The sequence below is a fragment of the Pedobacter sp. GW821-FHT01D05 genome (assembly GCF_059422505.1).
The window spans coordinates 1,410,004-1,434,745 of record NZ_JBWKXA010000001.1 but is presented as its reverse complement, the minus strand read 5'-3'; the positions used below and the strand labels follow the sequence as shown (position 1 = coordinate 1,434,745).

The window sequence follows — 24,742 nt, the reverse complement described above, 5'->3', positions numbered from 1 at the left end:
GAGGCATTCTTATGATCCCGCTGGGATTGGCTCAGCCCCGCAAAATCCCGAACTTGGCTCTGAGCCTTTTACAAATCGAACCCAGGCCGACGCTTCTGTTCGAATCCAGGCGGGATTAAAAACAAAAAAAGCCCCACATTTCTGTGAGGCTTTCTGTGATCCCGCTGGGATTCGAACCCAGGACCACTACATTAAAAGTGTAATGCTCTACCAGCTGAGCTACGGAATCATTTCCCTTTGTTTAAGGAGGTGCAAATATAGGGATTTATCCTTTTCTTGCAAACATTTTTTGAAAATGTTTTTATTGTTTTTTTAGTTCATGAAAATTGGCGCTTCTAACTGGTTGATTTTAAATTTTGTAAGCCCAAAAAGAATTTTAAAATTTATTTTTAAATGGGTAACATTTTCTCAAACCTTTGCCTATTCACTCGCTTTTGGGATAAAATTGAGAAAAGACTGAAACTGTGCCTTGTGTTTGTTTTTATCCAGTTTAAAATAAAAGGCCCCACGGCGCGAACTTGATTTGTCCTTGTCGGCTTGTTTAATTAACAATCCACTGGCTGTAATCTTACGGATAAAGTTCCGGTTATCTATAGGCGAATCGTAAACCTGCTCGTATAAAGCCTGCAATTGCGGTATAGTAAACCGTTTTGGTAAAAGCTCAAATAAAATAGGATGGAGGGCTGCCTGATAACGGATTTTATCCATAGCGGCCTTAACCATTATATCGTGGTCGAAAATTAATTCCGGAACTTCTTTTAGCTTAAACCACTCGGCATGGTACTGGTCATTAATCTGTTTACTGTATTTATTGATATCGATCAGTGCAAAGTAGACTACCGAAACGGTACGTTCGATGGGATCCCGATCCGGACTACCATAAGCATGAAGTTGCTCCAGGTAAACATCGTGCAATCCTGTTAATTCCAATAAAATTCTTTTGGCGGCACCATCAAGATCTTCATGTTCACCGATAAAACCACCCATCAAACTCCACTTATCTTTTACAGGCTCTATTGCCCTTTTTATTACCAAAAGTTTTAGCTGATCGCCGTCATAACCAAAAATAATGCAGTCTACTGCAACAAGAACAGGTTTTTGATTTAAATATTTTCCCATGTTAAAATAGCGTATTTAATTTAGCATCGTTATAATCTGTAATATAACCCAAGATATTCGGATAACCTTCAAATTCTTCGATAGTATGTGTTGTGGTTAGTACAATGCAAGGCATACCTGCATTTAAAGCCGATTCTACACCCTTTGGTGCATCTTCGAAAACCAGGCAATCGGCCGGTGCAATATTTAATGCTGCCGCTGCCTTTAAAAAAGTTTCGGGATCCGGCTTGCTTGTTTTTACATCATCTGCACTAATTATTGCATCCAAATAACGACGGATATTCAATCCATCTACTACAAAATCTATATTAAAAGGTATCGCAGCAGATCCGATCGCCATTGGAATGTTAGCCTCTTTTGTGCGTTCCAAAAAATGATCCAATCCTTCAATCAGCGCTAAATGCGGCATGTAACCTTCCTGATAACGCTTTTCTTTATCAATAGAAAGGCGTTCTATTTCTTCAGTGTTAAATTTATCTTTTCCGAAAATGCGTTCTAAAACTTCGTGGTTTTTGCCATACATTTCCTTTTTTACGTTTTCATAATCAAGTTTGGCACCCAAATCTTCTGTGATGATGCGGTACCAGGCTAAGGTATGGTATTCCATATCGTTAATCATCGTGCCGTTCAAATCAAAAAGAAAAGCCTTTGGCTTGAAATTTAAATTATGCATATGGCTGCTAAATTATGTGATTTTTTTTACTGTTGAGAATCCGCACCGATATTATGAAAAAATAATAAGTATAATCGTTACTTTGACGTTAATAATTTTTTCCTACATTAGCCTTAACCAAAAATAAATCATATGAAGCCGTGTCTGATTTTGCATGCAATTACAGGTCTGCTTCCTCAAATTTTTAATCCATGAAAAAAATATTTCTTAAGGCTTTGCCCTTCGCTACATTGTGTTTAGCTGTTGCTTTTACTTCTTGTAACCAAAAATCAGATAAAGGAACGCAAACAACTGAGCAAACTGATTCATTAAAATATACTACTACCATAGATGGGAAAAGTGTGAAGCTCTATACTTTAAAAAACAAACAAGGGGCTTCGGTTTCTATTACCAATTACGGGGGTAGGGTAGTATCGCTTTTGGTACCCGATAAAAATAATAAGTTAACTGATGTGGTTTTAGGCTATGATAGCGTAGGTGCGTACCGCAAAAAAGGCGAGCCGTTTTTTGGTGCCTTAATTGGAAGATATGGAAACCGCATTGGTAAAGGTAAATTTACACTGGATGGGAAAGAATATGCCTTACAGCTTAACGATGGCGTTAATACCTTACATGGTGGTACGGATGGCTTTTTCTCGAAAGTTTGGGATGCTAAACAATTAGATAGCCAAAAATTGGAGCTGAATTATGTTTCAAATGATGGTGAAGCAGGTTATCCAGGAAAATTAGATGTAAAGGTAACTTATACCTTAACTGATGATAATGCTTTACAGATTGATTATTTAGCTACTACTGATAAAACTACTGTTGTAAATTTAACCAATCATGCATATTTTAACCTAAATGGTGAGGGCAACAACACAATTTTGGATCATGAACTGACGATTGATGCAAATGCCTATACACCAGTAGACTCTACGCTTATACCAACAGGTAAATTGCAGCCTGTAGCTGGAACAGCTTTCGATTTCAACAAAGCGAAAACCATCGGAAAATCGATCGAAGAAAATGATCAGCAGTTAAAGTATGGCAAAGGTTACGATCACAATTTTGTATTGACCCATCATGATGGCAAAACAGCTATTGCAACCGTTAAAAGTCCGGTTACAGGAATAACGATGGAAGTTTATACGGTTGAACCAGGCCTGCAGTTTTATAGCGGCAACTTCTTAACAGGTGCTGATAAGGATGGTAAAGGTGGAAAATCATATCCTCACCGTTCAGCTTTTTGCTTAGAAACACAGCATTTTCCTGATGCGCCAAATCATGCAAATTTTGCATCAACAGTGCTTAAACCAGGTGAAACTTATAAAACGAGTACAACGTACAAGTTTTTGAAATAACGTTAACGGGTTGTATCATAAATATAGATTGTCATCCTGAGGGGTAATTTATTTTATAAAAATCAATATTAGTGATGTACAATTGTTTTCCCTTGTCCTGCGGCGCAGTCTTGCCTCGGCTCGCCGCCGCCGAAGGGCTCTTTCTTTTTGGCATCAAAAAGAAACAAAAAATGCCGGCTGAAAATTTTTCTTTCGAAGATAATAGGTCGGCTTAGGCAGTGCAACCCGAAAAATTTGTTAGGCCGGATTTAAGTAGAACGGGGGTACGTGCTATGGACTAGCTGGATGGAAATGCGAAAGCAGTTAAAATGTTGATTAATAATAATTTGTAAAATAACGTAAATGATAGCCCTAGAAAGCTTGTCGTTATGCCGGGTGGGGTATAACGACAGGCTTAAGGTGACAAACTTTTAGAAAAACTAAGATTTATGATACAGCCTTTTTTATACTGTCAATAACCGATCGGGAAATTGTGTAATTTTCTCAATGGTTAATTGTTGCATAATTTGGTATAAATGAGTTTTGAACATATTGATGGTATGATCGCCCCCTTCATTACCTAAAGCGCCAACTCCATACATAAAAGGCCGGCCCATAAAGTTGAATTCAGAGCCAACGGCATGTGCTCTTGCTAAATCGACGCCAGAACGGATACCACCATCTAACATGATCTTCAATTTTGATCTGTATAGTGGATTGTTCGCCAATTTGATCAGTGAATTGATTGAGGATTCGCCTGCGTCAATTTGTCTGCCGCCATGATTGGAAACAATCACACCATCGGCACCGATCTGGATAGCAGCCTGCATATCTTCGTCAGTCGCGATTCCTTTCAGTACTAAAGGTCCTTTCCAAAGATCACGAATGGCAGCAACCTTTTCAATATCAACCTTACCGGTAAATGTTTTGTTCATGAACTGTCCCAGTTGCGACATGTCCATTCCTTTTTCCATATAAGGCTTTAAGGTAGCAAATGATGGAATTCCATGCTGTAGGGTTTTAATTCCCCATAGCGGACGGGCAAAAGCCTGTAGGATGTTATTGATTGACATTTTTGGTGGGATAGATAAGCCACTCTTAATTTCTTTATATCTTAAACCAAATGCAGGTACATCTACCAGAACCACTAATACCGGGCATTCGACAGCTTTTAAGCGCTTTAAGATATCATCTCTAAGGCTATTCTCGGTAGGGTGGTACAATTGAAACCATGCTTTTCCTTCAGATACTTCGGCAATTCGTTCGATACTACTGGTGGATACGGTACTTAATGTATAAGGAATATCGGCTTTGGCGGCAGCCCTGGCTAAAATTTCGGGTGCATTAGGCCACATCAAACCTTGCAAACCAATCGGAGATACCCCAAACGGAGCACTGTAACGACGGCCAAATAATTCAACCGACATGTCAATGTCTCCACCAACACGTAAATAATTCGGTTTAAGGTAAATATTGTCGAAATCGCTCTCGTTTCTCGATAAATTAAGCCCCTCATTACAACCACCCTCCAGGTAGTCAAAAGCAAATTTAGGAATCCTTGATTTTGCCTTTTTTCTTAAGTCGGCTACAGAAGGGAATTGAGAATTGTAAGGGAATGTAATCTTTTTACTCATATTTAAATATTGTAATGGTCAGATCTATTTTAGAAAGCGAAAACTAATATTTTATATTATATTTTCCATCCTGCTCTATCTGCTGTTTTGTAATTATCGTTTTATGTTAGGTATACTTACAATTATATTGTAAAATACGAGATGCTATTACATGATCGTTTTAAACGAGCGTTAGCTATAAACTTAATCCGTCATTTCGAGCGGAGTGCAGCGAAGTCGAGAAATCTGTTTAAACTGACATGACAGATTCAAAGATTTCGCCATTTTGTTATGGTCGAGTCGAGATGATCATTCCAGCACATCATCAGCCTGAATTATTTCAGAATCTTTCATGCATAATAGATCTCTCCATTCCACTGCGTTCCAGTCGATATGACGGCCGTTTCATAAAACTAAACTCCATAAAAAACCTTAGCATTATCGCTAAAGATTAGTTTACATTCTTCTGCAGAGAATCGCTCTGTGTACTTTGCAACTAAATCAAACCAATCCTGATAAAGTCTGCTGAGCAGCATTACCGGCCAATCGCTGCCATACATCACTCTTTCAGCACCAAAATGTTCGAATACGACATCGAAGCAATTAAAAAGTTCTTTTTCTGTCCAGTTTTTCCAGTCTGCTTCAGTAAGTAAACCCGATACCTTGCAATGTACATTTGGGTTTGAAGCCAATACTTTAATATTTTCAGACCAAGATTTTATTTCCTTGCTTTTTACATCTGGTTTGCCACAATGGTCCAATACAAATGGTTGATCAGGGATTTGATCAACCATTTTGATAATGTCTGCTAATTGATTGTGATAGCACAATAAATCGTAAGTGTAACTGTATTTTTTTAGAAGATTAATACCGGCAATAAACTTTTTGTTCAGGATGAAATCACTTTTTTCAGCTTGTAAAACATGTCGCCAGCCCTTAATCTTCTTGAAATTGCTCCAGTAAGTTAAACGTTCGTCTAAATTTGGATCGAGTAAATCTACCCATCCTACAATACCCTTTACAATTTCATTTTGTTCTGCCAGCGATAACAAAAACTGGTTTTCTTCTTCCGATTGGCTGGCCTGTACAGCAATACATCCTGTAATCTGAAGATCGTGATAAACCGCTTTAAGATCTTTCGGAGAAAAATCTTTACGGATGGCAAACATATCTTCATTTATCCAGCTATCTCTAACCGGATCGAAATTCCAAAAATGTACGTGTGTATCAATCATAAAAAAGCATTTAAAGTTTAAAAATCTGATCCATTACCATCCATTTTTCTCCAGGTTTAGAACCGGGTAGTGCCTGCTGGAATTTCCACATCAAATTTTCCCATTCCTGCACTTTTGGATTGGCTAAATCGGCTTTCGATTTTTCCTCAAAAGAAAAGCTGTCATTCACTTCCATAATCATAAACAGCCTGTTTCCTAATAAATAGATTTCCAGATTATCAATTCCAGAAGAAGTAATACTTTCTTTAATTTCAGGCCAAACCGACTGATGATACTGCTTATACGCTTCTATCAGCTTTTCATCATTTACAAGATCGAGTGTCAAGCAGTATCTTTTCATATTAATTTCCACTGTAGGCTTTAACAGTTTGTTTGCTCGAGCCTAAGCCATCAATGCCTAATTCTACCACATCACCAGCTTTTAAATACCAGGGTTCAGGTTTTTGACCTAAGCCTACGCCAGCAGGTGTTCCAGTTGTAATTACATCACCTGGTAAAAGTGTCATAAACTGGCTGATGTATGAAATCATAAACGGAACATTAAAAATCAGATTTGAGGTATTGCCATCCTGCAAGGTTTTTCCGTTCACCGTTAACCAAAGACGAAGATTGTGCACATCGGCAATTTCATCCTGAGTAGCGATAAATGGTCCGATAGGTGCGAAGGTATCGCAGCTTTTTCCTTTTACCCATTGTCCGTTTCTTTCGATCTGAAACTCGCGCTCACTATAATCGTTATGCAAAACATAACCAGCGATATGGTTCAAAGCATTTTCTTCAGCAACATAACTTGCTTTTTTGCCGATCACAATCGCCAATTCCACTTCCCAGTCGGTTTTTTTACTGTTTTTTGGAATGATCAGGTCATCGTTTGGTCCAACAATAGCGGAAGTAGCTTTGAAAAACAAAATTGGTTCTGATGGGATAGGCGCATTGGTTTCTGCAGCATGGTCTTTATAGTTTAGGCCCACACAGATAATTTTAGAAGGACGGGCCAGGGCAGGACCTAGGCGTACACTTTTATCAACCTGTGGCAAATCAGCCGATGCAATTGCAGCCTTTAATTTCTCTAAGCCATCGCCGCCAAAAAATTCTTCATTATAATCTTTAACCAATGCAGAAACATCGAAATAATCATCGTTTATAATTACCCCAGGTTTTTCAGCTCCGGCTTCGCCAAATCGTATTAATTTCATTATAAAATTCTTTATTGTATTTGAAAATATTTATTAATTGTTTAAGGTAGTAAATCCACCGTCAATTGGGTAATCGCAACCTGTAATAAATGAAGCTTCATCGCTACATAGGTATAAAGCCAGGGCACCAACTTCTTCTGGTTTGGCCATTCTGCCAATTGGTTGTGTTTTAGAAAGTTTTTCGAACATTTCTGGGATATTATCCGGGTAGTTCTTCTGTAAAAACCCATCCACGAAAGGTGTATGAACCCGCGCAGGTGAAATAGAGTTACACCTGATGTTTTCGCCAATATAATCTTTCGCTACACTCATGGTGATTGCTTTTACGGCACCTTTTGCGGCACTATAAACGAAACGATCTGGAAGACCAATTAGCGCCGCAATTGAGGCCATATTAATAATCACGCCACCACCAGATAAACGGATCTGTGGGATAGCTGCATGCAAACAGTTATAAACGCCTTTCACGTTTACGCGCATTACACGGTCAAAATCAGCTTCATCTGTTGTATCTGCTTTTCCAATATGCGCAATACCTGCATTATTAATCAGGATATTGATATTTCCGATCTGTTTAAAAACTTCGTGAACCGCTTTATGGTCTGAAACGTCACATCCATAACTGAATGCTTCTCCACCATTTGTTTTAATTTCATCTAAAGTATCCTGGGCCTGTTCTGTTCCCAATTCGATGATGTGTACCTCAGCACCCTGTTTAGCTAAAATGGTAGCAATAGCTTTTCCTATGCCGCTTCCCCCGCCTGTAACTACGGCTTTTTTGTTTTTTAGTGAAAACATGTATATGATTATAAATTATAATTGATTAGAATACGAATACAAATAAAATAAATATTGTTGATTAAAAATTTTATCTTCTTGTCTAAATATTAACAGATATTGTCATACGCCATTCTGGATATTCCAATGGCCTTACCTTGCATAAATTTTACAAAGCCATTCGGTATTATTACTTATATTTGAATATTAAATTTATATTTAAAAATAAATATTAACCAAATATCACATAAAACCTAGCAAATAGGTTTTGTTATTAGAGCCAATTTGAATGAGAAATTTTCTGATTTTTATTTCCTGTTATTTTCTATCGATATCATTTTCTAATGCCAGTGTTTGGGTGCCGAAAACAATTGTAATTTCTACTGAAAATCATGTTCGTGTGCGTTTTGGTGCCGAAAAGTTATCAAAAGCTTTAGCTAAGCTGAATTACTCAACAAAAATTGAACAAAAAGACAAACTCAGCACTACTTATAACGCAATTGCGATTGGTGTGTTTTCGGATAAACTTTTTGTCAATAATCTTCCAGTAGCGATTAAAAATAAGATTTCAACGACCCAAAAAGAGGGCTTTCATATTTATACCGGAAAAAACGGGGCGCTTTACATAATCGGCAACGATGCATCGGGTGCCTTATATGGCTGCATAGAACTCGCAGATCAAATCAAGGGTAGTGGTAAATTACCTGCCCAGCTTGCGCTTTCCGACCAGCCTGAAATGGTATTAAGAGGTACTTGTATTGGTCTGCAAAAACCAGATTATCTGCCTGGCCACGATGTTTATGAGTATCCTTACACCCCAGAAACTTTTCCCTGGCTTTACGATAAGGCATTATGGATCAAATACCTGGATATGATGGTCGAAAACCGCTATAATTCGCTTTATTTATGGAACGGACATCCATTTTCATCGCTGCTGCGCTTAAAAGATTATCCTTATGCAGTAGAGGTGAATGATGCGACTTTAAAAAAGAATGAAGAAATCTTCCAGTTTTTGACTAAGGAAGCTGATAAACGCGGCATCTGGGTGATCCAGATGTTTTACAATATTATTATTCCAAAACCCTTTGCCGATAAACACGGCTTAAAAACACAAGATAGGAACCGTCCGATTATTCCTTTAATTGCCGATTATACCCGTAAGTCGATCGCCTCATTTGTAGAGAAATATCCCAATGTAGGCTTAATGGTGGCTTTGGGCGAAGCAATGGAAGGTGTGGGGCAGGATGACATTGATTGGTTTACCAAAACGATTATCCCAGGTGTTAAAGATGGATTAAAAGCCGCGGGCATTAAGGAAGAACCCCCGATTGTATTGCGTGCACATGATACTGACGCACCAAGTGTGATGAAAGCAGCGCTGCCCTTTTATAAAAACCTGTATACCGAAAATAAGTTTAATGGCGAGGCTTTAACTACTTATACACCACGTGGGGCATGGGCCGATTTAAACAGGAAATTAGCCGCTATTGGTACCATTAACATTTCAAATGTCCATATTTTAGCTAATCTAGAGCCGTTTCGTTACGGTTCGGCAGACTTTATCCAGAAATCAGTTCAGGCGATGAACAAGATTTATGGTGCAAAAGGTTTGCATTTATATCCTCAAGCGAGTTATTGGGATTGGCCTTATTCAGCCGATGAGGTAAAAGGCAGACTACTGGAGGTAGACCGCGATTGGATCTGGTACAAGGAATGGGCAAGATATTCGTGGAATTCGCAAAGAGACCGTAGTGGAGAAATTAACTATTGGGGCAAAGAATTAGCCAATAAATATGGTGCTACTTTAAGCGCAGGTAAAGCCATTCTGAATGCTTACGAAGAATCGGGTGAGATATCACCCAAACTTTTGCGTAGATACGGCATTACGGATGGTAACCGACAAACCTTAACGCTGGGCATGTTGATGACTCAACTCATTAATCCGTTCCGTTATGGCTTGTTTACCTTAATGTACGAATCGGAAGCGCCAGAAGGCGAAATGATTATCGAATACGCCGAAAAAGAGTGGAAGAAACAAGGCCACATTGGAGAAACCCCGGTTCAGGTGGCACGCGAAGTGGTTGAACATGGCAAAAAAGCCATTCAATCTATTAATGAGGCTTCACCCGGCATAACAAAAGATACTGCAGAGTTTAAGCGACTTAGAAATGATATCTTTTGTTATGATGAAATGGCTAATTTTTATGCTGAAAAAGTTAAGGCAGCCCTGTGGATACTGCGATATAAAAATTCGAATCAGGTGTCTGATTTAGAACAGGCATTGCCTTTTCTCCAAAAAAGCGTAGATCATTATGCTAAACTGGTTAAATTGACTGAGCACAGTTACCTGTACGCCAATAGCATGCAAACCAAGCAGCGCAAAATTCCGATGCGTGGTGTAGATAAAACTTTTATCCATTGGAAAGAGATGTTACCCGTTTTTACCAAGGAACTTAATCATTTCAAACGCAGTATAGATTCTCTAAAATCAATAAAACAGGGAACAGTTGCAGCAATTGTGCCTTATAAAGCTGCTGATGTTAAAGTTTTAAACGAAACAGAAAGTTATGTGATTGCTAGAGACGCACAGCTTTTCGCAGATACTGCAATTAAGATTAAAGAAGTTGCAGCGCAATTACTAGGCTTAAAGGGGATTAAGCTGGCAAAGGAAAAGCAGATTAAAATTGGAACTGAAATTAAATTCAGCACCAAAGCACCTGTAAAATTACTGATAGGCTTTTTTAACCAGAAAGATCCTCAATATCTTGCTCCTCCTCAACTGGAAACAGATGCGAGTGCCAATAACTATGGTCAGTCTGAAATCAAGATATCGAATGCGTTAGTGCCTTATGGTTTTCCACCGGTAAATGTTCATGCTTATTCTTTCCCTGCAGGAACACATACTTTAAATTTAGGTAAAGGGGCCTGCCTCGTTTTAGGGTTTATTGATGATAAACAGGAACTGCGGATTTTTAATGCAGGCTTGGATGGTAGAGGAAAAGACATCGATTGGTTATTTGAATAATGATGAATACAAGAAATTTAATTGCAACAGCAGCACTGTCGGTATTGACAATTACTGGCTTTGCGCAGCAGAAATCAATCCTGGGAACTGAAAAATTGAAGAAATATGTCACCTATTTCAATTCGATCGACACAGAAGCCGTGAGAAACTATGTGCCCAATGCCGAAGCCTTTACGTGGTTAGCTGAACAGGCGCCATTATTCGAATGCCCCGATTCGGTATTGGAACAAAACTATTATTACCGCTGGTGGACTTACCGCAAACATTTGGTTAAAACTCCTGAAGGATTCATTTTTACCGAATTTATCGAACCAGTTAAACATGCTGGGAAGTATAATTCTATTAGCTGTGCATTAGGTCATCATATTTACGAAGGCAGGTGGTTAAAAGACAATAGCTACTTAAAAGATTATATCAAATTTTGGCTTTACCATGCCGATGTTGGCCAAACGAAACAACGTTTCCATCAATTTAGCAGTTGGGTAGATGATGCAGTTTATCAGAATTACCTGGTTCAGCCCGATCAGGGATTTTTGAAAGAAATTCTGCCTGCGTTGGATAAAGATTATGGCAAGTGGGAAGCCGAAAGGCAGCTTAAAAACGGTCTTTTCTGGCAACATGATGTTAAAGATGGCATGGAAGAATCGATCAGTGGTTCACGTAAAGACCAGAACCAACGCCCAACCATAAATAGTTATATGTATGGCAACGCCATGGCTTTGGATAAAATTGCTGTTCTTTTAGGTGATAAAACCTTAGCTGACAAATACAAAAGCAAAGCAACTGTACTCAAAAAACTGGTTCAGGATAGTTTGTGGAATGCTTCTTCTTTGTTTTTTGAAACCAGAAAAGCCAAAGGAGGCTCATCTGATGTTAGAGAGGCCATCGGTTTTACGCCGTGGGAATTTAACCTGCCGGATGATCAGTCAAATTATGCAAAAGCCTGGGATCAGTTACTCGATACTGCGGGATTTAAAGCCCCTTGGGGCTTAACAACAGCCGAAAGAAGAAACCCAACATTTAGAACAAGGGGAACCGGACATAGCTGTGAATGGGATGGAGCACTTTGGCCTTTTGCCAGCTCGCAAACTTTAAAAGGATTGGCCAATCTGTTAACCAATTATAAAAAACACGGTAAAATGAATGCCGAAGTCTTTTACCAGGAGTTGCATCAATACGCTGCTTCTCATACTAAAAACGGTAAACCTTACATCGGTGAGTATCAGGATGAGAAAACAGGGGAATGGTTAAAAGGCGACAATCCAAGGAGCAGTTTTTACAATCATTCTACCTTTAATGATCTTATCATCAATGATCTGGTTGGCATAAAGCCACGTCAGGATAATGTGCTTGAGATATTTCCATTAATACCTAAAAATCAGTGGGATTGGTTCATATTAGATCAAGTTTCGTATCACCATAAAACATTGACTATTTTGTGGGATAAAACCGGAAAAAAATATAATAAAGGCAAAGGATTGTTGGTGTTTGCAGATGGTAAAGAAATTTACAAAGCGAAGGATTTAAAGCCTTTAAAGGTACAGATGAATTAATGAAATACTTTGGTCTGTGTCTTCACAGACCGAAATAAAATTGATAAAGAGGCGATGAAATCGCCATTCTCACGCATCCTGGTTACAAACGAGGACGATGTGGGCTTAAAATGGACTAAACTGATCCTCGTTGCGAGGCACGAAGCAATCCTAAAGCGTTAGTTATTATGCCTAGCGATAGTCGTAAGATTGCTTCGTGCCTCGCAATGACGAAAAAACAATAAAATATAACCAAATGAAACATTCCATCAATATTATTAAAGCTTTAATTTTTATTCTTGCCTTTGGTATCGGTTTAACTGCAAAAGCCCAGTCTTATTACAATGTAATTAAATACGGTGCAAAAAACGACAGTAGTAAACTGGCCACAACAGCAATAAAAAATGCGATAGAAGCGGCATCAAAAGCCGGTGGCGGAACAGTCTATTTCCCCGCCGGAAAATACCTAACCGGCGCTATCCATTTAAAAAGCAATATCACCATATTAATTGATGCCGGTGCCGAATTGCATTTTAGCGATAATTTTGACGATTATTTACCGATGGTAAAAAGCCGTTACGAAGGGGTAGATGTAACCAGTTTTTCACCTTTGTTTTATGCTTATAAAGTAGAAAATATTTCGATTATTGGTAGGGGAATTATTGATGGACACGGCAAAAAATGGTGGGATTTTGTAGAAGGTTATAAAGAGGGGCAAGCACGTTCTAAATGGCAAACTACTTTTGACGGTTTAAACCAGGATATTATTTTGCCAGATGATCCTAAGCAGATGAAACGCGGTTTTCTTCGCCCGCCATTTATACAACCGATGTTCTGTAAAAATGTACTGATCGATGGGATAACCATCCGCAATTCGCCTTTTTGGACCGTAAATCCCGAGTTCTGTGAAAATGTTAAGGTTCATGCCGTTACCATCAATAATCCCCATTCGCCAAATACAGACGGGATTAATCCTGAATCTTGTAAAAATGTGCACATTTCAGATTGCCACATTAGTGTGGGAGATGACTGTATTACCATCAAATCGGGGAAAGATGCCCCTGGACGAAAAATGGCCGTTCCGGCAGAAAATTATGTAATTACAAACTGTACCATGCTCTCAGGTCATGGAGGCGTGGTAATCGGCAGTGAAATGTCGGGCGATGTACGTAAAATAGCCATCTCGAACTGTGTCTTCGACGGAACCGAACGCGGCATCCGCATTAAAACGGCCCGTGGCAGGGGCGGTGTGGTTGAAGACATTAGGGTGAGCAACATCATCATGAAAAACATTAAAGATCAGGCAATTGTACTTGATATGCAATATGCGAAGACGAATGTAGAACCCGTTTCTGATCGAACACCGATTTTTAGGAATATTCACTTCAGTAATATCACAGGCCAGGTTAACCAGGCGGCTTATTTAAATGGTTTAGAAGAAATGCCTATCGATAATATTACTTTCAATGATATTAATATGGATGCCAAAACTGGCTTTTCTATTCAAAATTCCAGTAATATTGAGTTTCATAATGTAAAGGTGAATACAGAATTAGGCGCATCGATAAAGGCATTAAAGGTGAATAATTTAATCGTTGATGGTTTAAAAAGTAATAAACCTCATGCCAATGCGGCAGTAATCGATGTCACTAATGTATCTGATCTGTTCCTGTATAATGCTTTTCCGGTTAAAGAAACTGTTACTTATTTGAAATTAAACGGGGCCGAGACTAAAAATATATTCTTAGGAAATAATAATTTTAGACGAGTGAAAGAAGCAGTTAAAAAAGAAAAAGAAGTAAACAGTAACATCGAAATTATTTCGGGCGATAAAGGACAATAATATGAGGTTTAAACTTTTATTAAGTACATCATTTTTAATCTTGACGGCTAATTTTAGCAGCTCGGCACAAGAAAATAACCATACTTTATGGTACAATAAGGCTGCCGAAAAGTGGACTGATGCCTTGCCAATCGGAAACGGCAGATTGGGTGCCATGATTTTCGCTGGAACGGCTGTAGATCATATCCAGTTTAATGAAGAAACCGTTTGGACGGGCAAACCAAGAGATTATAACCGAAAAGGCGCTTACCAATATCTGCCCGAGATCAGGAAATTACTTTTTGAAGGAAAACAGGCAGCCGCTGAAGCTTTAGCACAGGAACATTTTATGGGCTTGCAAAGTAGTTCGGGCGACAGAAGAATTTGGGTAAATGAAATGAAAGCTGGCAAGGGCATTCAAGGTAATCCTGCATTCGCAAATTTTGATGATCAGCATTGGAAAATGATTAAAGTACCTTCCTACGAGGGTTGGGAAGCTGTAGGATTGGCCAATCTGGATGGCGCGGTTTGGTTCAGAACCACTTTTGACGTGCCCGAAAATTGGGCTGGAAAAGATCTTGTACTCGATCTTAACCGCATCCGTGATCAGGATTTTACTTATATAAACGGTCAATTGGTCGGTAATATTGATAATACGGAGCCAAGAAAATATACTATTCCTGCAAAGCTGATTAAAAAAGGTAAAAATGTAATTGCCATTCAGGTACTCAATTACTTCGATAAAGGCGGATTGGCTGGTTATAAAGACACCACAAAAAAGATTGGCATTTATCCTGTTGGCGAAAGCATGGAACAGGGCATTTCGCTGGTTAAGGAGTGGAAATATAAGATCCAGGATGAAGATCCGCCAGCTATTCCGCAATACCAGGGCAGTTATCAGCCTTTTGGTGATTTGAATCTATATTTCAAGCAGACCAAATCTATGGTTTCTAATTATAAACGGTCTTTAGACATCAGTACCGCCGTTGCAAAAACAACTTATACGCTAAACGGTGTAAATTATCAGCGTGAGTATTTTGCAAGTCACCCAAACCAGGCCATTGTAATCCATTTAACGGCCAATAAAAAAGCATCCATCAGTTTCGATGCTGAACTTTCCAGTGCTCACCGAAAATCATCCGTGAAAACTTTAGCGAATAATGTAATTGCTTTATCTATTCAGGTAAAAGATGGTGCGATTAAGGGAGAAAGCCGATTAACAGCTTTAATCAAAAACGGGTCTGTAAAAGTGATTAATGGCAAAATTAGCATCAATCAGGCAGATGAAGTAACACTTTATTTGACAGGCGGAACCAATTTTATCAATGCGCAGGATGTTTCCGGGAATCCGGCAGCGGCCAACATTAAAGCACTCAATAGTTTAAAAGGTAAAACGTATACTGAAATCAAACAGCAGCACATTAAAGAATATCAAAGCTATTACAACAATTTTAGTGTTGATTTTGGGCGATCGGATAATGAGCACCTTCCCACAGATGAAAGATTATCGAAGTTTGCAACTGCAAATGATCCTGCTTTTGCGGCTTTATATATGCAGTATGGAAGATATTTGTTGATTTCCAGCTCCAGGCCTGGTACTCAGCCAGCCAATCTTCAAGGGATTTGGAACGATTTGCTTACGCCACCATGGGGAAGCAAGTACACCACCAATATTAACCTCGAAATGAACTACTGGCCGACTGAAATCCTTAATTTATCAGCACTAAACGAACCTCTTTTTAACAAAATCAAAGGAATAGCAAAAACCGGAGCCGAAACAGCAAAAGCATATTACAATGCCCGTGGCTGGGTTTTACACCACAATACCGATTTATGGAACGGTACAGCACCGATTAATGCCTCCAACCATGGTATTTGGGTAAGTGGAGGTGCTTGGTTAAGTGAGCATTTATGGGCGCATTATCAATTCAGTAAAGACCGCAAATTCCTGGAAACTGAGGCTTATCCTCTAATGAAACAAGCTGCTTTATTTTTTGATGATTTTTTAGTGAAAGATCCTAAAACTGGCTGGTTGATCAGTACACCGTCTAATTCGCCCGAAAATGGCGGTTTAGTTGCTGGCCCAACAATGGATCACCAGATTATCAGATCGCTGTTCAGGAACTGTATCGCCGCTGCCGAGGTATTGAATATAGATGAAAATTTTAGGAAATCCCTAACAGAGAAGATCGCACAGATTGCGCCAAATCAAATTGGGAAGTACGGGCAACTCCAGGAATGGCTGGAAGATAAGGATGATACCACCAATAAACATCGCCATGTTTCTCATTTATGGGGTGTATATCCTGGAAATGATATTACCTGGGATGGTAACGAGAAGATGATGCAAGCAGCAAAACAATCTTTATTGTACCGTGGAGATGACGCTACAGGCTGGAGTTTGGCCTGGAAGATTAATTTCTGGGCAAGGTTTAAAGATGGCGATCATGCCATGAAACTGGTTAAAATGCTAATGAAGCCAGCCAATAATGGTGCAGGTTCTTATGTGAACCTTTTCGATGCACATCCGCCTTTCCAAATAGACGGAAACTTTGGAGGTGCAGCCGGAATCGCCGAAATGATTGTGCAGAGCCACCAAGGCTATCTGGATATCTTACCGGCTTTGCCAGCAGCTATTCCGAACGGAGAAATTAAAGGTTTACAGGCACGGGGTGGATTTGAACTGGATTTAACATGGAATAAGGGTTTATTGACCTCAATTACCATAAAATCTAAAACAGGTGGGCCATGTAAAATCCGCTACAAAAACAACAACGTTACGTTCGAAACTAAAGCTGGTGAAAGCTATAAACTGAATGGAGATTTGAAAGCGAGATGAATCAACTTACGAAATCTAAAAGGGCTGAGCGGGAGAAGATTTCGTCAGTTTTAGCCTGGCTTAACACACGCCGGATTTGCCTGAACACATCCCCGCGAAATTTCACGAAGAGGTACGTGGGGACACGTACCTTGGCTAGAAGCCTTGGTTCGTGTCCCCACGAACCAAAAATAATTCAATTTAAACATTTGCTTTTACTGCTGTTATTCTTCATCAATTTTTATGGAGCGGGTTCACTCTATGCACAAAACCAAACCAGGAAAGACATTTTATTAAATTCCAATTGGCTCAGTATTGCCGACGAAAAAAACAAAAATGCTTTTGATGGTTTTCAGTTAGCCAGCTACAAAACCTTAAACTGGAAAAATGTAAATGTTCCACATAACTGGGATCAGTACGAAGGTTATCAACGCAAACTTCATGGCAATAAACATGGTTATGCCTGGTACCGCAAAACATTTAAAACCAACGCGATTAAGGTTGGAAAACGGTTTTTTCTGTATTTCGAAGGCGTGGGTTCGTATGCAACAGTTTGGTTAAACGGTAAAAAAGTGGGGTACCACGCTGGTGGGCGAACAACGTTTACTTTGGATGTGACCTCAGCCATCAAACTAAATAACGAAGACAATGTGCTTGCGGTAAGAGCCGATCATCCCGCAAATATCCAGGATTTACCCTGGGTTGATGGCGGCTGCTCTACCGAACGTGGTTTTTCAGAAGGTTCACAGCCCATGGGCATTTTCCGTCCGGTACATTTAATTGTGACTAATGATATCCGTGTTGAACCTTTTGGTATACACATTTGGAACGATAATAAAATCTCAGAAAAGGCGGCTATTCTGAATCTGAGTACTACAGTTAAAAACTATGGTTTAAAGCCTAAAAAGATATCCATAATCAGCAGATTACTAGATCAAAATGGAAAGCAGGTTAAAGAATTAACGAAAACAATAATTCTTCCCGGTGGCAAAGAAATTCAGATTGACCAGCAGACCGATAAAATCATTAACCCTAAACTTTGGTCTTTAGAAAATCCATATCGCTATACTTTCCAAACCATCATCATCGAAAACGGAAAAATTGTAGATGAACTGAAAACGCCCTATGGCATCCGTTGGATCAGTTGGCCTATTGGTGAACAAGCGAACCAGAAACAGTTTCTGTTAAATGGTAAACCGGTTTTTATTAATGGAATTGCAGAATATGAGCATTTAATTGGGCAGAGCCATGCTTTTAGCAACGAGCAGATCAGCTCTAGGGTTCGACAAATTAAAGCTGCAGGTTTTAATGCCTTCCGTGATGCACATCAACCACACAATTTATTGTACTCAGATTATTGGGATAAAGAAGGGATTTTATGCTGGACACAAATGGCCGCACATATCTGGTACGATACGCCAGAATTTAGGAAGAATTTTAAAGCCCTCTTAACAGACTGGGTAAAAGAACGCAGGAACAGTCCGGCAGTTGTTTTATGGGGCTTGGAAAACGAAAGTACTTTACCAGAAGATTTCGCGAAGGAATGTACTGAGCTGATTCGGAAATTAGATCCTACAGCTTCATCACAAAGGAAGGTAACCACCTGCAACGGTGGAAAAGGAACGGATTGGGATGTTCCTCAAAACTGGACTGGCACTTATGGTGGTAATCCGTTAACTTATGGAGAAGATCTTCAAAGGCAGGTTTTGGTTGGCGAATACGGTGCCTGGCGAACTATTGATCTTCATGATACAGATGACAATGGTAAAGGTTATACCGAAAATAAAATGACCGATCTGATGGAAACAAAAGTTCGCCTGGCCGAATCGGTAAAAGATAAAACCGCTGGTCATTTTTTCTGGCTCTATAGCTCACACGATAACCCAGGCAGGGTGCAAGGTGGCGAAGGATTAAGAGATTTAGATCGGGTTGGCCCGGTAAACTATAAGGGCATGTTTACGCCTTGGGAAGAACCAACGGATGTTTTTTACATGTTCAGGGCAAATTATGCCCCAAAGCAAACTGAGCCTATGGTGTATATTGTTTCGCATACCTGGCCAAACCACTGGAACAAACCAGGGATAAAAGACAGTATTGTGGTTTATTCTAACTGCGATGAAGTAGAACTGTTTAACGATGTAAACGGCCAATCTTTAGGCAAAAGGAAACGTGCTACAATAGGCACACATTTCCAATGGAACAAGACTGATATCCGGTATAATGTATTATATGCAGTGGGTTATGTGAACGGAAAAGCGGTAGCTAAAGATCAAGTGGTATTGCAAAATCTGCCTCAAAGCCCAAATTTCAACACTTTAATTAAGGACGAAAAATTAACAGTACCATCTCAGGATTATAATTATGTGTACCGTGTAAACTGCGGTGGTGGCGATTATACAGATACTAACGGGAGTAAATGGTCTGCTGATCGGAACTTAACTTCGTTGAATAGTTTTGGTTCAACCTCCTGGACGGCTGGTTTTACGGGTATTCCAGCTTTTTTTGCCAGTCAACGCCGTACCTTTCAACCCATTGAAGGTACTAAAGATTGGAAGCTTTTTCAGACTTTCAGATTTGGCAGAGATCAGTTGAAATATCATTTTCCGCTACCTGACGGCGAATATCTGGTCGAACTTTATTTTATAGAACCATGGCTGGGTATTGGCGGAGGTTTTGATGCCAAGGCCATGCGTTTATTTGACGTGGCATTTAATGGAAAAACGGTTATTAAAGATTTAGATATCTGGAAAGAGGCGGGTAGTAATACTTTATTGAAAAAAACAGTTAAAACTTCAATCAAAGGAGGCTTTTTAGACATTAACTTCCCTGTGGTGAAAGTGGGGCAGGCCGTGATTTCGGGCATTGCCATAGCCAGTTTAAATCAAAAGATTAAACCCGCGCCAGTAAGCAATTCACTTTTAACAAAAATAAAAAATGCTGAATTAAACAGCTGGCTGGACATTGGGGATGAACAGTTTAAAGGAGAGAAATCAGCATTTACCCATTTACCTTCAAATTTATATGGTGCAGAATGGTTAAAAGCTTCACGAGGACAGGAAAGTATCGAATTTACGGCTACTGATAGTGTTGATACCTTTATTGCATTAAATAAAAACAGTAGTATTCCGCAGGGATTTGAAAATACTAGAACCACCCTGAGCAACAGCAATAATGAAACGTTTGATCTTTATCGCAAAAGACTTATTCCCAACGAAAGAATCATTTTTGATAATAGGGTGGCAACTATTTTTGTATTGCCCATTACGCATTTACAACCCGCGTATGATTTAAAAACCACCACCACTTATAAAGCTACTGATGGTATTTTAGAAGGTAAAGATGTTGTGAAAGCAATTTTAATGGATAAACAGCGTGTAATTTTTAATGCGGCGAGTCAAGGGAGCTTAACCTGGCAGTTATCAGTTGGTGTTGCTGATACCTACTCCCTAACCCTAAAATACCATAATCCATCAGAGCAGCTTTTGAAAGCCAAGCTAGAATTTTTATCGGCAGATGGAACATTAATGAAAACAGAAACGGTTGAATTTGCACCAACCAAAGCAGGTAAATGGAATTACCTGAGCACTAACACCGGGAGCATGATTAATGCCGGGACTTATAAACTCAAATTGATTGCCACAGAAAGCAAAGGACTGGCAGTTGATGCTTTAGATGTTCAATAAGATAAGATGGTACAATATGTGGCCAAAATCTTATATTAATACTGATATTTAGTCATGCATATTTGTTTTAACCAAATTAATAAACGAGCCAACAAATAATGAAAGGACTTCCTTTAGTCGATCTTGCAATCATCTTCATTTATCTTGTTGGAATGATATTAGTTGGGGTTTATTTTTCGAGGAAAAATAAAAACTCCGAGCAATTTACAAAAGCTTCGGGCCTGATCCCCGGATGGGCGATAGGTTTATCTATTTATGCAACATTTTTAAGTAGCAATACTTTTTTAGGCGTACCTGGTAAGGCTTTCGGGAGCAATTGGAACGCATTTGTATTCAGTATTTCGATGCCCTTGGCCGCTTGGATCGCTTCAAAATACTTTGTTCCGTTTTATAGGAATACTGGCGAAATATCGGCCTATACCCATTTGGAAAAACGTTTTGGCGCATGGGCAAGGGTATACGCAGTAGTTTGTTTCCTATTGACCCAGTTGGCCAGAATGGGATCGATATTTTTCGGGATTGCACTGAGCCTACAGGCACTTACTGGTTATTCCATGCAGATGATTATGATCGTAATGGGCATTTGTATCATTGTTTATACTGTTTTAGGAGGAATTGAGGCAGTAATATGGACAGAAGTGGTACAAGCAGTGGTGAAGACTTTTGGCGCTTTGCTTATTCTGTATTTAATCATTTCGAATATGCCAGGAGGGGTTTCGAAGATTGTAGAGATCGGACAATCGGCCAATAAATTTAGTTTGGGCAGTTTTAAGCCTGATTTTATTGGTTCGTCGTTCTGGGTGGTACTGCTGTATGGTTTTTTTATCAATCTGAATAACTTCGGAATGGACCAAAATTACATCCAGCGTTATCATACGGCATCATCAAGTAAAGCAGCTTCGAAATCGATATGGTTATGTGTTTGGTTGTATATCCCGGCATCATTACTCTTTTTTATTATAGGATCTTGCTTATATGCTTATTATGAAATCAATCCGGAATTGGTGCAGTCGATAAAACACCAGGTAGCCATGGAGCGTTTGCCCTTAGGTGCTTCGGCAGCAGAGGTGTTGAAGGTACAGCATGCATTACAGCCATCTGATTATGGTGATAAAATTATGCCACATTTTATGGTGACTAAAATCCCCATAGGTTTGGTTGGTTTAATTGTATCGGCCATTTTATCGGCAGCAATGAGTACCATAAGCTCGGGAATGAATGCTTCAGCAACAGTGTTTTCTGTTGATATTTATAAAAGATATTTTAAACCTGATGTAACGGAGAGACAAAATTTATCACTGTTACATTTGGCCACTATTGGCTTTGGCTTATTGGGCATGATTGCCGGCATTGCCATGATTGGCGTAAAAAGTATTTTAGATGTTTGGTGGGAATTATCAGGGATTTTTGCGGCAGGAATGCTCGGGTTATTCCTTTTGGGTATTATCAGTAGGCAAACTAAAAACCATGAAGCCATAACAGCAACAATAATCGGCATTGCCGTAATCATATGGATGACATTTTCTTCACTTCTTCCTCCAGAATATGAAGTTTTTAGAAATCCTTTGCATAAAAACATGATTATCGTAATCGGTACTTTGACCATTTTTTTAGCAGGGCTTTTCCTGACGAAAATTAAAAATAGAAAAACTAAAACAGCCAATTAAAAACCATTCTGGTTTGATCAGGCAATTATATAGAACAATTTACCATATCAGAATATAATGGAAAACTCACAAAAAGGGTTCATCCCGGTAATGCTCACACCTTTTTTAAGCAATGGAAATATAGATTATCCGGCACTTACACAGCTTACTGAGATTTATTTACAGGCCGGATCATCAGGTTTATTTGCCAACTGCTTATCGAGTGAAATGTTCGAATTGAGTGGCAAGGAGCGAATTCAGGCGATAAAACATGTGATTAAAGTTGTTAACGGCGCCGTACCAGTGGTAGCTACAGGAACTTTTGGTGGCCCTATTGCCGAACAGGCCGATTTTGTAAAAGAAGTGAGCGATACTGGGGTAGACGCAGTGATTGCCATTACCAGTTTGTTAGCTGGCGAAAATGAACCAGACGAGGTTTTTAACGATCGGGTATTCGATCTTTTAGACCAAACAGATAAAATTCCCTTAGGTTTTTACGAATGCCCTGTACCTTATAAAAGAGTATTGAAACCGCAACAATTGGCCGATTTTGTATCAACCGGAAGAGTAATTTACCATAAAGATACCTGCCTGGACCTTGGTCAGATTAAAGAGAAACTGAAACTGACAGCAGGCAAGACTTTTGGATTATACGATGCATATATTGTACATGCGGTGGAATCGCTAAAAGCCGGGGTTTCAGGCTTATCGTGTATTCAAGGGAATTATTTTCCAGAATTGATTGTATGGCTCTGCGACCATTACAATGATGGCGCTTTTAAAGATGAAGTACAGGTGGTACAACAGTTTTTAATCGATAACATGGATGTAATGCATAACGTTTATCCAGTGGTGTCGAAATACTTCCTGCAAAAGCGAGGGCTTAATATCTCGACTTTTACCCGCCGAAATGTGGGCTCGTTTACACCAAGTATAGTAAAAGAAGTAGAAACATTGTTTGATGATTATACTTCGCTGCGCAATAATTTAAATATTAAGGTATTTATATAGTGGCGTAATCGTCATTTCGACCGAAGTGGAGAAATCTTTGTAAATAGATCTCTCCATTTCGCGGCGCTACAGTCGAGATGACGATAAATTATGTTCATTTCGTCATCCTGAACTTTTTTCAGGATCTATTTTGTTAGTAATTTTTGAGGATCTGATAATGTATTGCAGTATAGATGCTGAAATAAATTCAGCATGACGATCACTATGAAAATCTAATTCAAATACTTCCTTTTATAGTCCAAAGGCGTCATCCCCGTAACCTTTTTAAAGTGCCGGTAGAAATTAGATACATTATTAAAACCACAATCAAAACAGATCATTTCGGTAGGTAGCTTGTTTTCGATTAAAAAACGGCAGGCATGGCTCACCCTTATTTCGATTAAGAAGTCATAAAAGGTCTTCTTCGTCATCAGTTTAAAATACCTGCAGAAAGAAGTTACGCTTAAATTACTTAATGAAGCTACCTCTTCCAATGTAATATCCTTTTTATAATTACTCAGGGTATAATTACATATTTTATTGATGCGGAGTGTTTCAGACTCGTTGCTTTGATAAAATGTATTTTTGCTCGTTACAATCGTTGAAAATTCATCCGTCTCGGCCAAAGTTTTTAAGATAGATAAGAGGATAATAATTCGGTCCAAATTGGTCGCATCAACGGCAGCCCGCATTAAATCAACCAGTTTATCTTTAGCTTTCCCTTTAATTACCATTCCGCTTTTTGCTTTTTCGAATAATTTGGGAATCAGGTAAGCTTCAGGTAAAGTAAGCATATATTTACCCAAACAATCGGGCAGGAAATGAATTACCATGGCTTCAGTGGTAAGATCTGGATTGTTCTGAAAATATTCATCTTTACAACGCCAGGTATGCGGCAGGTTTTCGCCTAAAAGCACCATCTCATCTGGTGCAAAATTACTGATGTTATCGCCAATAAAACGAACGCCTTCTCCTTTGATTACATAATGTAATTCCAGTTCAGGGTGGTAATGCCAGATATTTCCAAAATCAGGTTTGATATCATGACGGATGCTAAATGAACTTTGTAAGGTAATTGGAACTTTATGAAAATGAGGTTTCATGTAAAAATAAATATTTGGTTAGGACTGCATTACAATATTCAACAAATTATACCACAGCGGTCTAAAGTTAACGAGTTTAATGATAACATCCTATATTAATTTGATAAAAACTATCAGAAAATAGTGTTTTTCATTGTTGAGTTTTGTATATAGCCGTAAAGGCATAACCCAAATATAAGCAGACAAAT

General features: G+C 39.0%; 16 protein-coding genes and 1 tRNA gene. 8 read left to right on the top strand and 9 right to left on the bottom strand.

What is annotated here, in order from left to right; all coding sequences use genetic code 11:
• Positions 1-156: 156 nt before the first annotated feature.
• The 3 genes from AC07VK_RS05775 to AC07VK_RS05765 form a co-directional block, all read right to left on the bottom strand.
• Positions 157-229 (bottom strand) — tRNA-Lys (locus tag AC07VK_RS05775).
• A gap of 191 nt (positions 230-420) precedes the next feature.
• A complete protein-coding gene (locus AC07VK_RS05770) occupies positions 421-1,119 on the bottom strand; it encodes an NUDIX hydrolase (protein ID WP_477584590.1) in 699 nt (232 codons plus the stop codon).
• Between the two features lies 1 nt (position 1,120).
• Positions 1,121-1,792 (bottom strand): HAD family hydrolase, encoded by a 672-nt coding sequence (locus AC07VK_RS05765; protein ID WP_492958978.1) that lies wholly within the window; start codon positions 1,790-1,792, stop codon positions 1,121-1,123.
• A 191-nt stretch (positions 1,793-1,983) separates the two neighbouring features.
• Between AC07VK_RS05765 and AC07VK_RS05760 the strand changes: the two genes are divergently transcribed.
• Entirely contained in the window at positions 1,984-3,135 is a 1,152-nt protein-coding gene (locus tag AC07VK_RS05760; protein WP_492958976.1) for an aldose epimerase family protein, read from the top strand.
• A gap of 443 nt (positions 3,136-3,578) precedes the next feature.
• Here AC07VK_RS05760 and AC07VK_RS05755 read toward each other — a convergent pair whose 3' ends face one another.
• From AC07VK_RS05755 to AC07VK_RS05735, 5 genes are all read right to left on the bottom strand, one after another.
• The gene (locus AC07VK_RS05755) at positions 3,579-4,748 is read right to left on the bottom strand and encodes an alpha-hydroxy acid oxidase (RefSeq protein WP_492958974.1); all 1,170 of its coding nucleotides are present in this window, start codon (positions 4,746-4,748) and stop codon (positions 3,579-3,581) included.
• Positions 4,749-5,140: 392 nt separating this feature from the next.
• Positions 5,141-5,962 carry an amidohydrolase family protein gene (locus AC07VK_RS05750; protein ID WP_492958972.1) on the bottom strand — a complete coding sequence of 274 codons (822 nt, stop codon included), beginning with the start codon at positions 5,960-5,962 and terminating at the stop codon, positions 5,141-5,143.
• Between the two features lie 10 nt (positions 5,963-5,972).
• Complete coding sequence (locus AC07VK_RS05745; RefSeq protein ID WP_492958970.1) at positions 5,973-6,302, bottom strand: L-rhamnose mutarotase; 330 nt, start codon at positions 6,300-6,302, stop codon at positions 5,973-5,975.
• A 1-nt stretch (position 6,303) separates the two neighbouring features.
• A complete protein-coding gene (locus tag AC07VK_RS05740; protein WP_492958968.1) occupies positions 6,304-7,158 on the bottom strand; it encodes a fumarylacetoacetate hydrolase family protein in 855 nt (284 codons plus the stop codon).
• A gap of 33 nt (positions 7,159-7,191) precedes the next feature.
• The gene (locus AC07VK_RS05735; protein WP_492958966.1) at positions 7,192-7,956 is read right to left on the bottom strand and encodes an SDR family NAD(P)-dependent oxidoreductase; all 765 of its coding nucleotides are present in this window, start codon (positions 7,954-7,956) and stop codon (positions 7,192-7,194) included.
• A gap of 268 nt (positions 7,957-8,224) precedes the next feature.
• On the opposite strand from AC07VK_RS05735, the gene AC07VK_RS05730 reads away from it, so the two are divergent.
• The 7 genes from AC07VK_RS05730 to AC07VK_RS05700 all read left to right on the top strand — a co-directional run bounded on the left by AC07VK_RS05730 (position 8,225) and on the right by AC07VK_RS05700 (position 23,472).
• Positions 8,225-10,960, top strand: a complete 2,736-nt coding sequence (locus AC07VK_RS05730; RefSeq protein WP_492958964.1) for an alpha-d-galacturonidase — start codon at positions 8,225-8,227, stop codon at positions 10,958-10,960.
• A complete protein-coding gene (locus AC07VK_RS05725) occupies positions 10,960-12,513 on the top strand; it encodes an MGH1-like glycoside hydrolase domain-containing protein (protein WP_492958962.1) in 1,554 nt (517 codons plus the stop codon). Before AC07VK_RS05730 ends, AC07VK_RS05725 begins: the two co-directional genes overlap by 1 nt.
• 235 nt (positions 12,514-12,748) lie before the next feature.
• Entirely contained in the window at positions 12,749-14,335 is a 1,587-nt protein-coding gene (locus tag AC07VK_RS05720) for a glycoside hydrolase family 28 protein (protein ID WP_492958960.1), read from the top strand.
• Between the two features lies 1 nt (position 14,336).
• The gene (locus tag AC07VK_RS05715; protein WP_492958958.1) at positions 14,337-17,153 is read left to right on the top strand and encodes a glycoside hydrolase family 95 protein; all 2,817 of its coding nucleotides are present in this window, start codon (positions 14,337-14,339) and stop codon (positions 17,151-17,153) included.
• 188 nt (positions 17,154-17,341) lie between these two features.
• On the top strand, positions 17,342-20,815 hold the full coding sequence (locus tag AC07VK_RS05710; protein WP_492958956.1) for a malectin domain-containing carbohydrate-binding protein: 3,474 nt from the start codon (positions 17,342-17,344) through the stop codon (positions 20,813-20,815).
• A 98-nt stretch (positions 20,816-20,913) separates the two neighbouring features.
• Positions 20,914-22,482 carry a sodium:solute symporter family protein gene (locus AC07VK_RS05705; RefSeq protein ID WP_492958954.1) on the top strand — a complete coding sequence of 523 codons (1,569 nt, stop codon included), beginning with the start codon at positions 20,914-20,916 and terminating at the stop codon, positions 22,480-22,482.
• Between the two features lie 57 nt (positions 22,483-22,539).
• Positions 22,540-23,472, top strand: coding sequence for a dihydrodipicolinate synthase family protein (locus AC07VK_RS05700; protein WP_492958952.1), 933 nt, complete (start codon positions 22,540-22,542; stop codon positions 23,470-23,472).
• A 212-nt stretch (positions 23,473-23,684) separates the two neighbouring features.
• On the opposite strand, the gene AC07VK_RS05695 is transcribed toward AC07VK_RS05700, so the two are convergent.
• Complete coding sequence (locus tag AC07VK_RS05695) at positions 23,685-24,554, bottom strand: AraC family transcriptional regulator (RefSeq protein ID WP_492952335.1); 870 nt, start codon at positions 24,552-24,554, stop codon at positions 23,685-23,687.
• Positions 24,555-24,742 lie beyond the last annotated feature (188 nt).

Bases quoted from the DNA above. Each gene is read 5' to 3' on its own strand.
- AC07VK_RS05725 (WP_492958962.1), top strand. From the start codon at position 10,960: ATGATGAATACAAGAAATTTAATTGCAACAGCAGCACTGTCGGTATTG.
- AC07VK_RS05760 (WP_492958976.1), top strand. From the start codon at position 1,984: ATGAAAAAAATATTTCTTAAGGCTTTGCCCTTCGCTACATTGTGTTTA.
- AC07VK_RS05695 (WP_492952335.1), bottom strand. From the start codon at position 24,554: ATGAAACCTCATTTTCATAAAGTTCCAATTACCTTACAAAGTTCATTT.
- AC07VK_RS05735 (WP_492958966.1), bottom strand. From the start codon at position 7,956: ATGTTTTCACTAAAAAACAAAAAAGCCGTAGTTACAGGCGGGGGAAGC.
- AC07VK_RS05730 (WP_492958964.1), top strand. From the start codon at position 8,225: ATGAGAAATTTTCTGATTTTTATTTCCTGTTATTTTCTATCGATATCA.
- AC07VK_RS05700 (WP_492958952.1), top strand. From the start codon at position 22,540: ATGGAAAACTCACAAAAAGGGTTCATCCCGGTAATGCTCACACCTTTT.
- AC07VK_RS05705 (WP_492958954.1), top strand. From the start codon at position 20,914: ATGAAAGGACTTCCTTTAGTCGATCTTGCAATCATCTTCATTTATCTT.
- AC07VK_RS05740 (WP_492958968.1), bottom strand. From the start codon at position 7,158: ATGAAATTAATACGATTTGGCGAAGCCGGAGCTGAAAAACCTGGGGTA.
- AC07VK_RS05755 (WP_492958974.1), bottom strand. From the start codon at position 4,748: ATGAGTAAAAAGATTACATTCCCTTACAATTCTCAATTCCCTTCTGTA.
- AC07VK_RS05750 (WP_492958972.1), bottom strand. From the start codon at position 5,962: ATGATTGATACACACGTACATTTTTGGAATTTCGATCCGGTTAGAGAT.
- AC07VK_RS05745 (WP_492958970.1), bottom strand. From the start codon at position 6,302: ATGAAAAGATACTGCTTGACACTCGATCTTGTAAATGATGAAAAGCTG.
- AC07VK_RS05715 (WP_492958958.1), top strand. From the start codon at position 14,337: ATGAGGTTTAAACTTTTATTAAGTACATCATTTTTAATCTTGACGGCT.
- AC07VK_RS05720 (WP_492958960.1), top strand. From the start codon at position 12,749: ATGAAACATTCCATCAATATTATTAAAGCTTTAATTTTTATTCTTGCC.
- AC07VK_RS05765 (WP_492958978.1), bottom strand. From the start codon at position 1,792: ATGCATAATTTAAATTTCAAGCCAAAGGCTTTTCTTTTTGATTTGAAC.
- AC07VK_RS05770 (WP_477584590.1), bottom strand. From the start codon at position 1,119: ATGGGAAAATATTTAAATCAAAAACCTGTTCTTGTTGCAGTAGACTGC.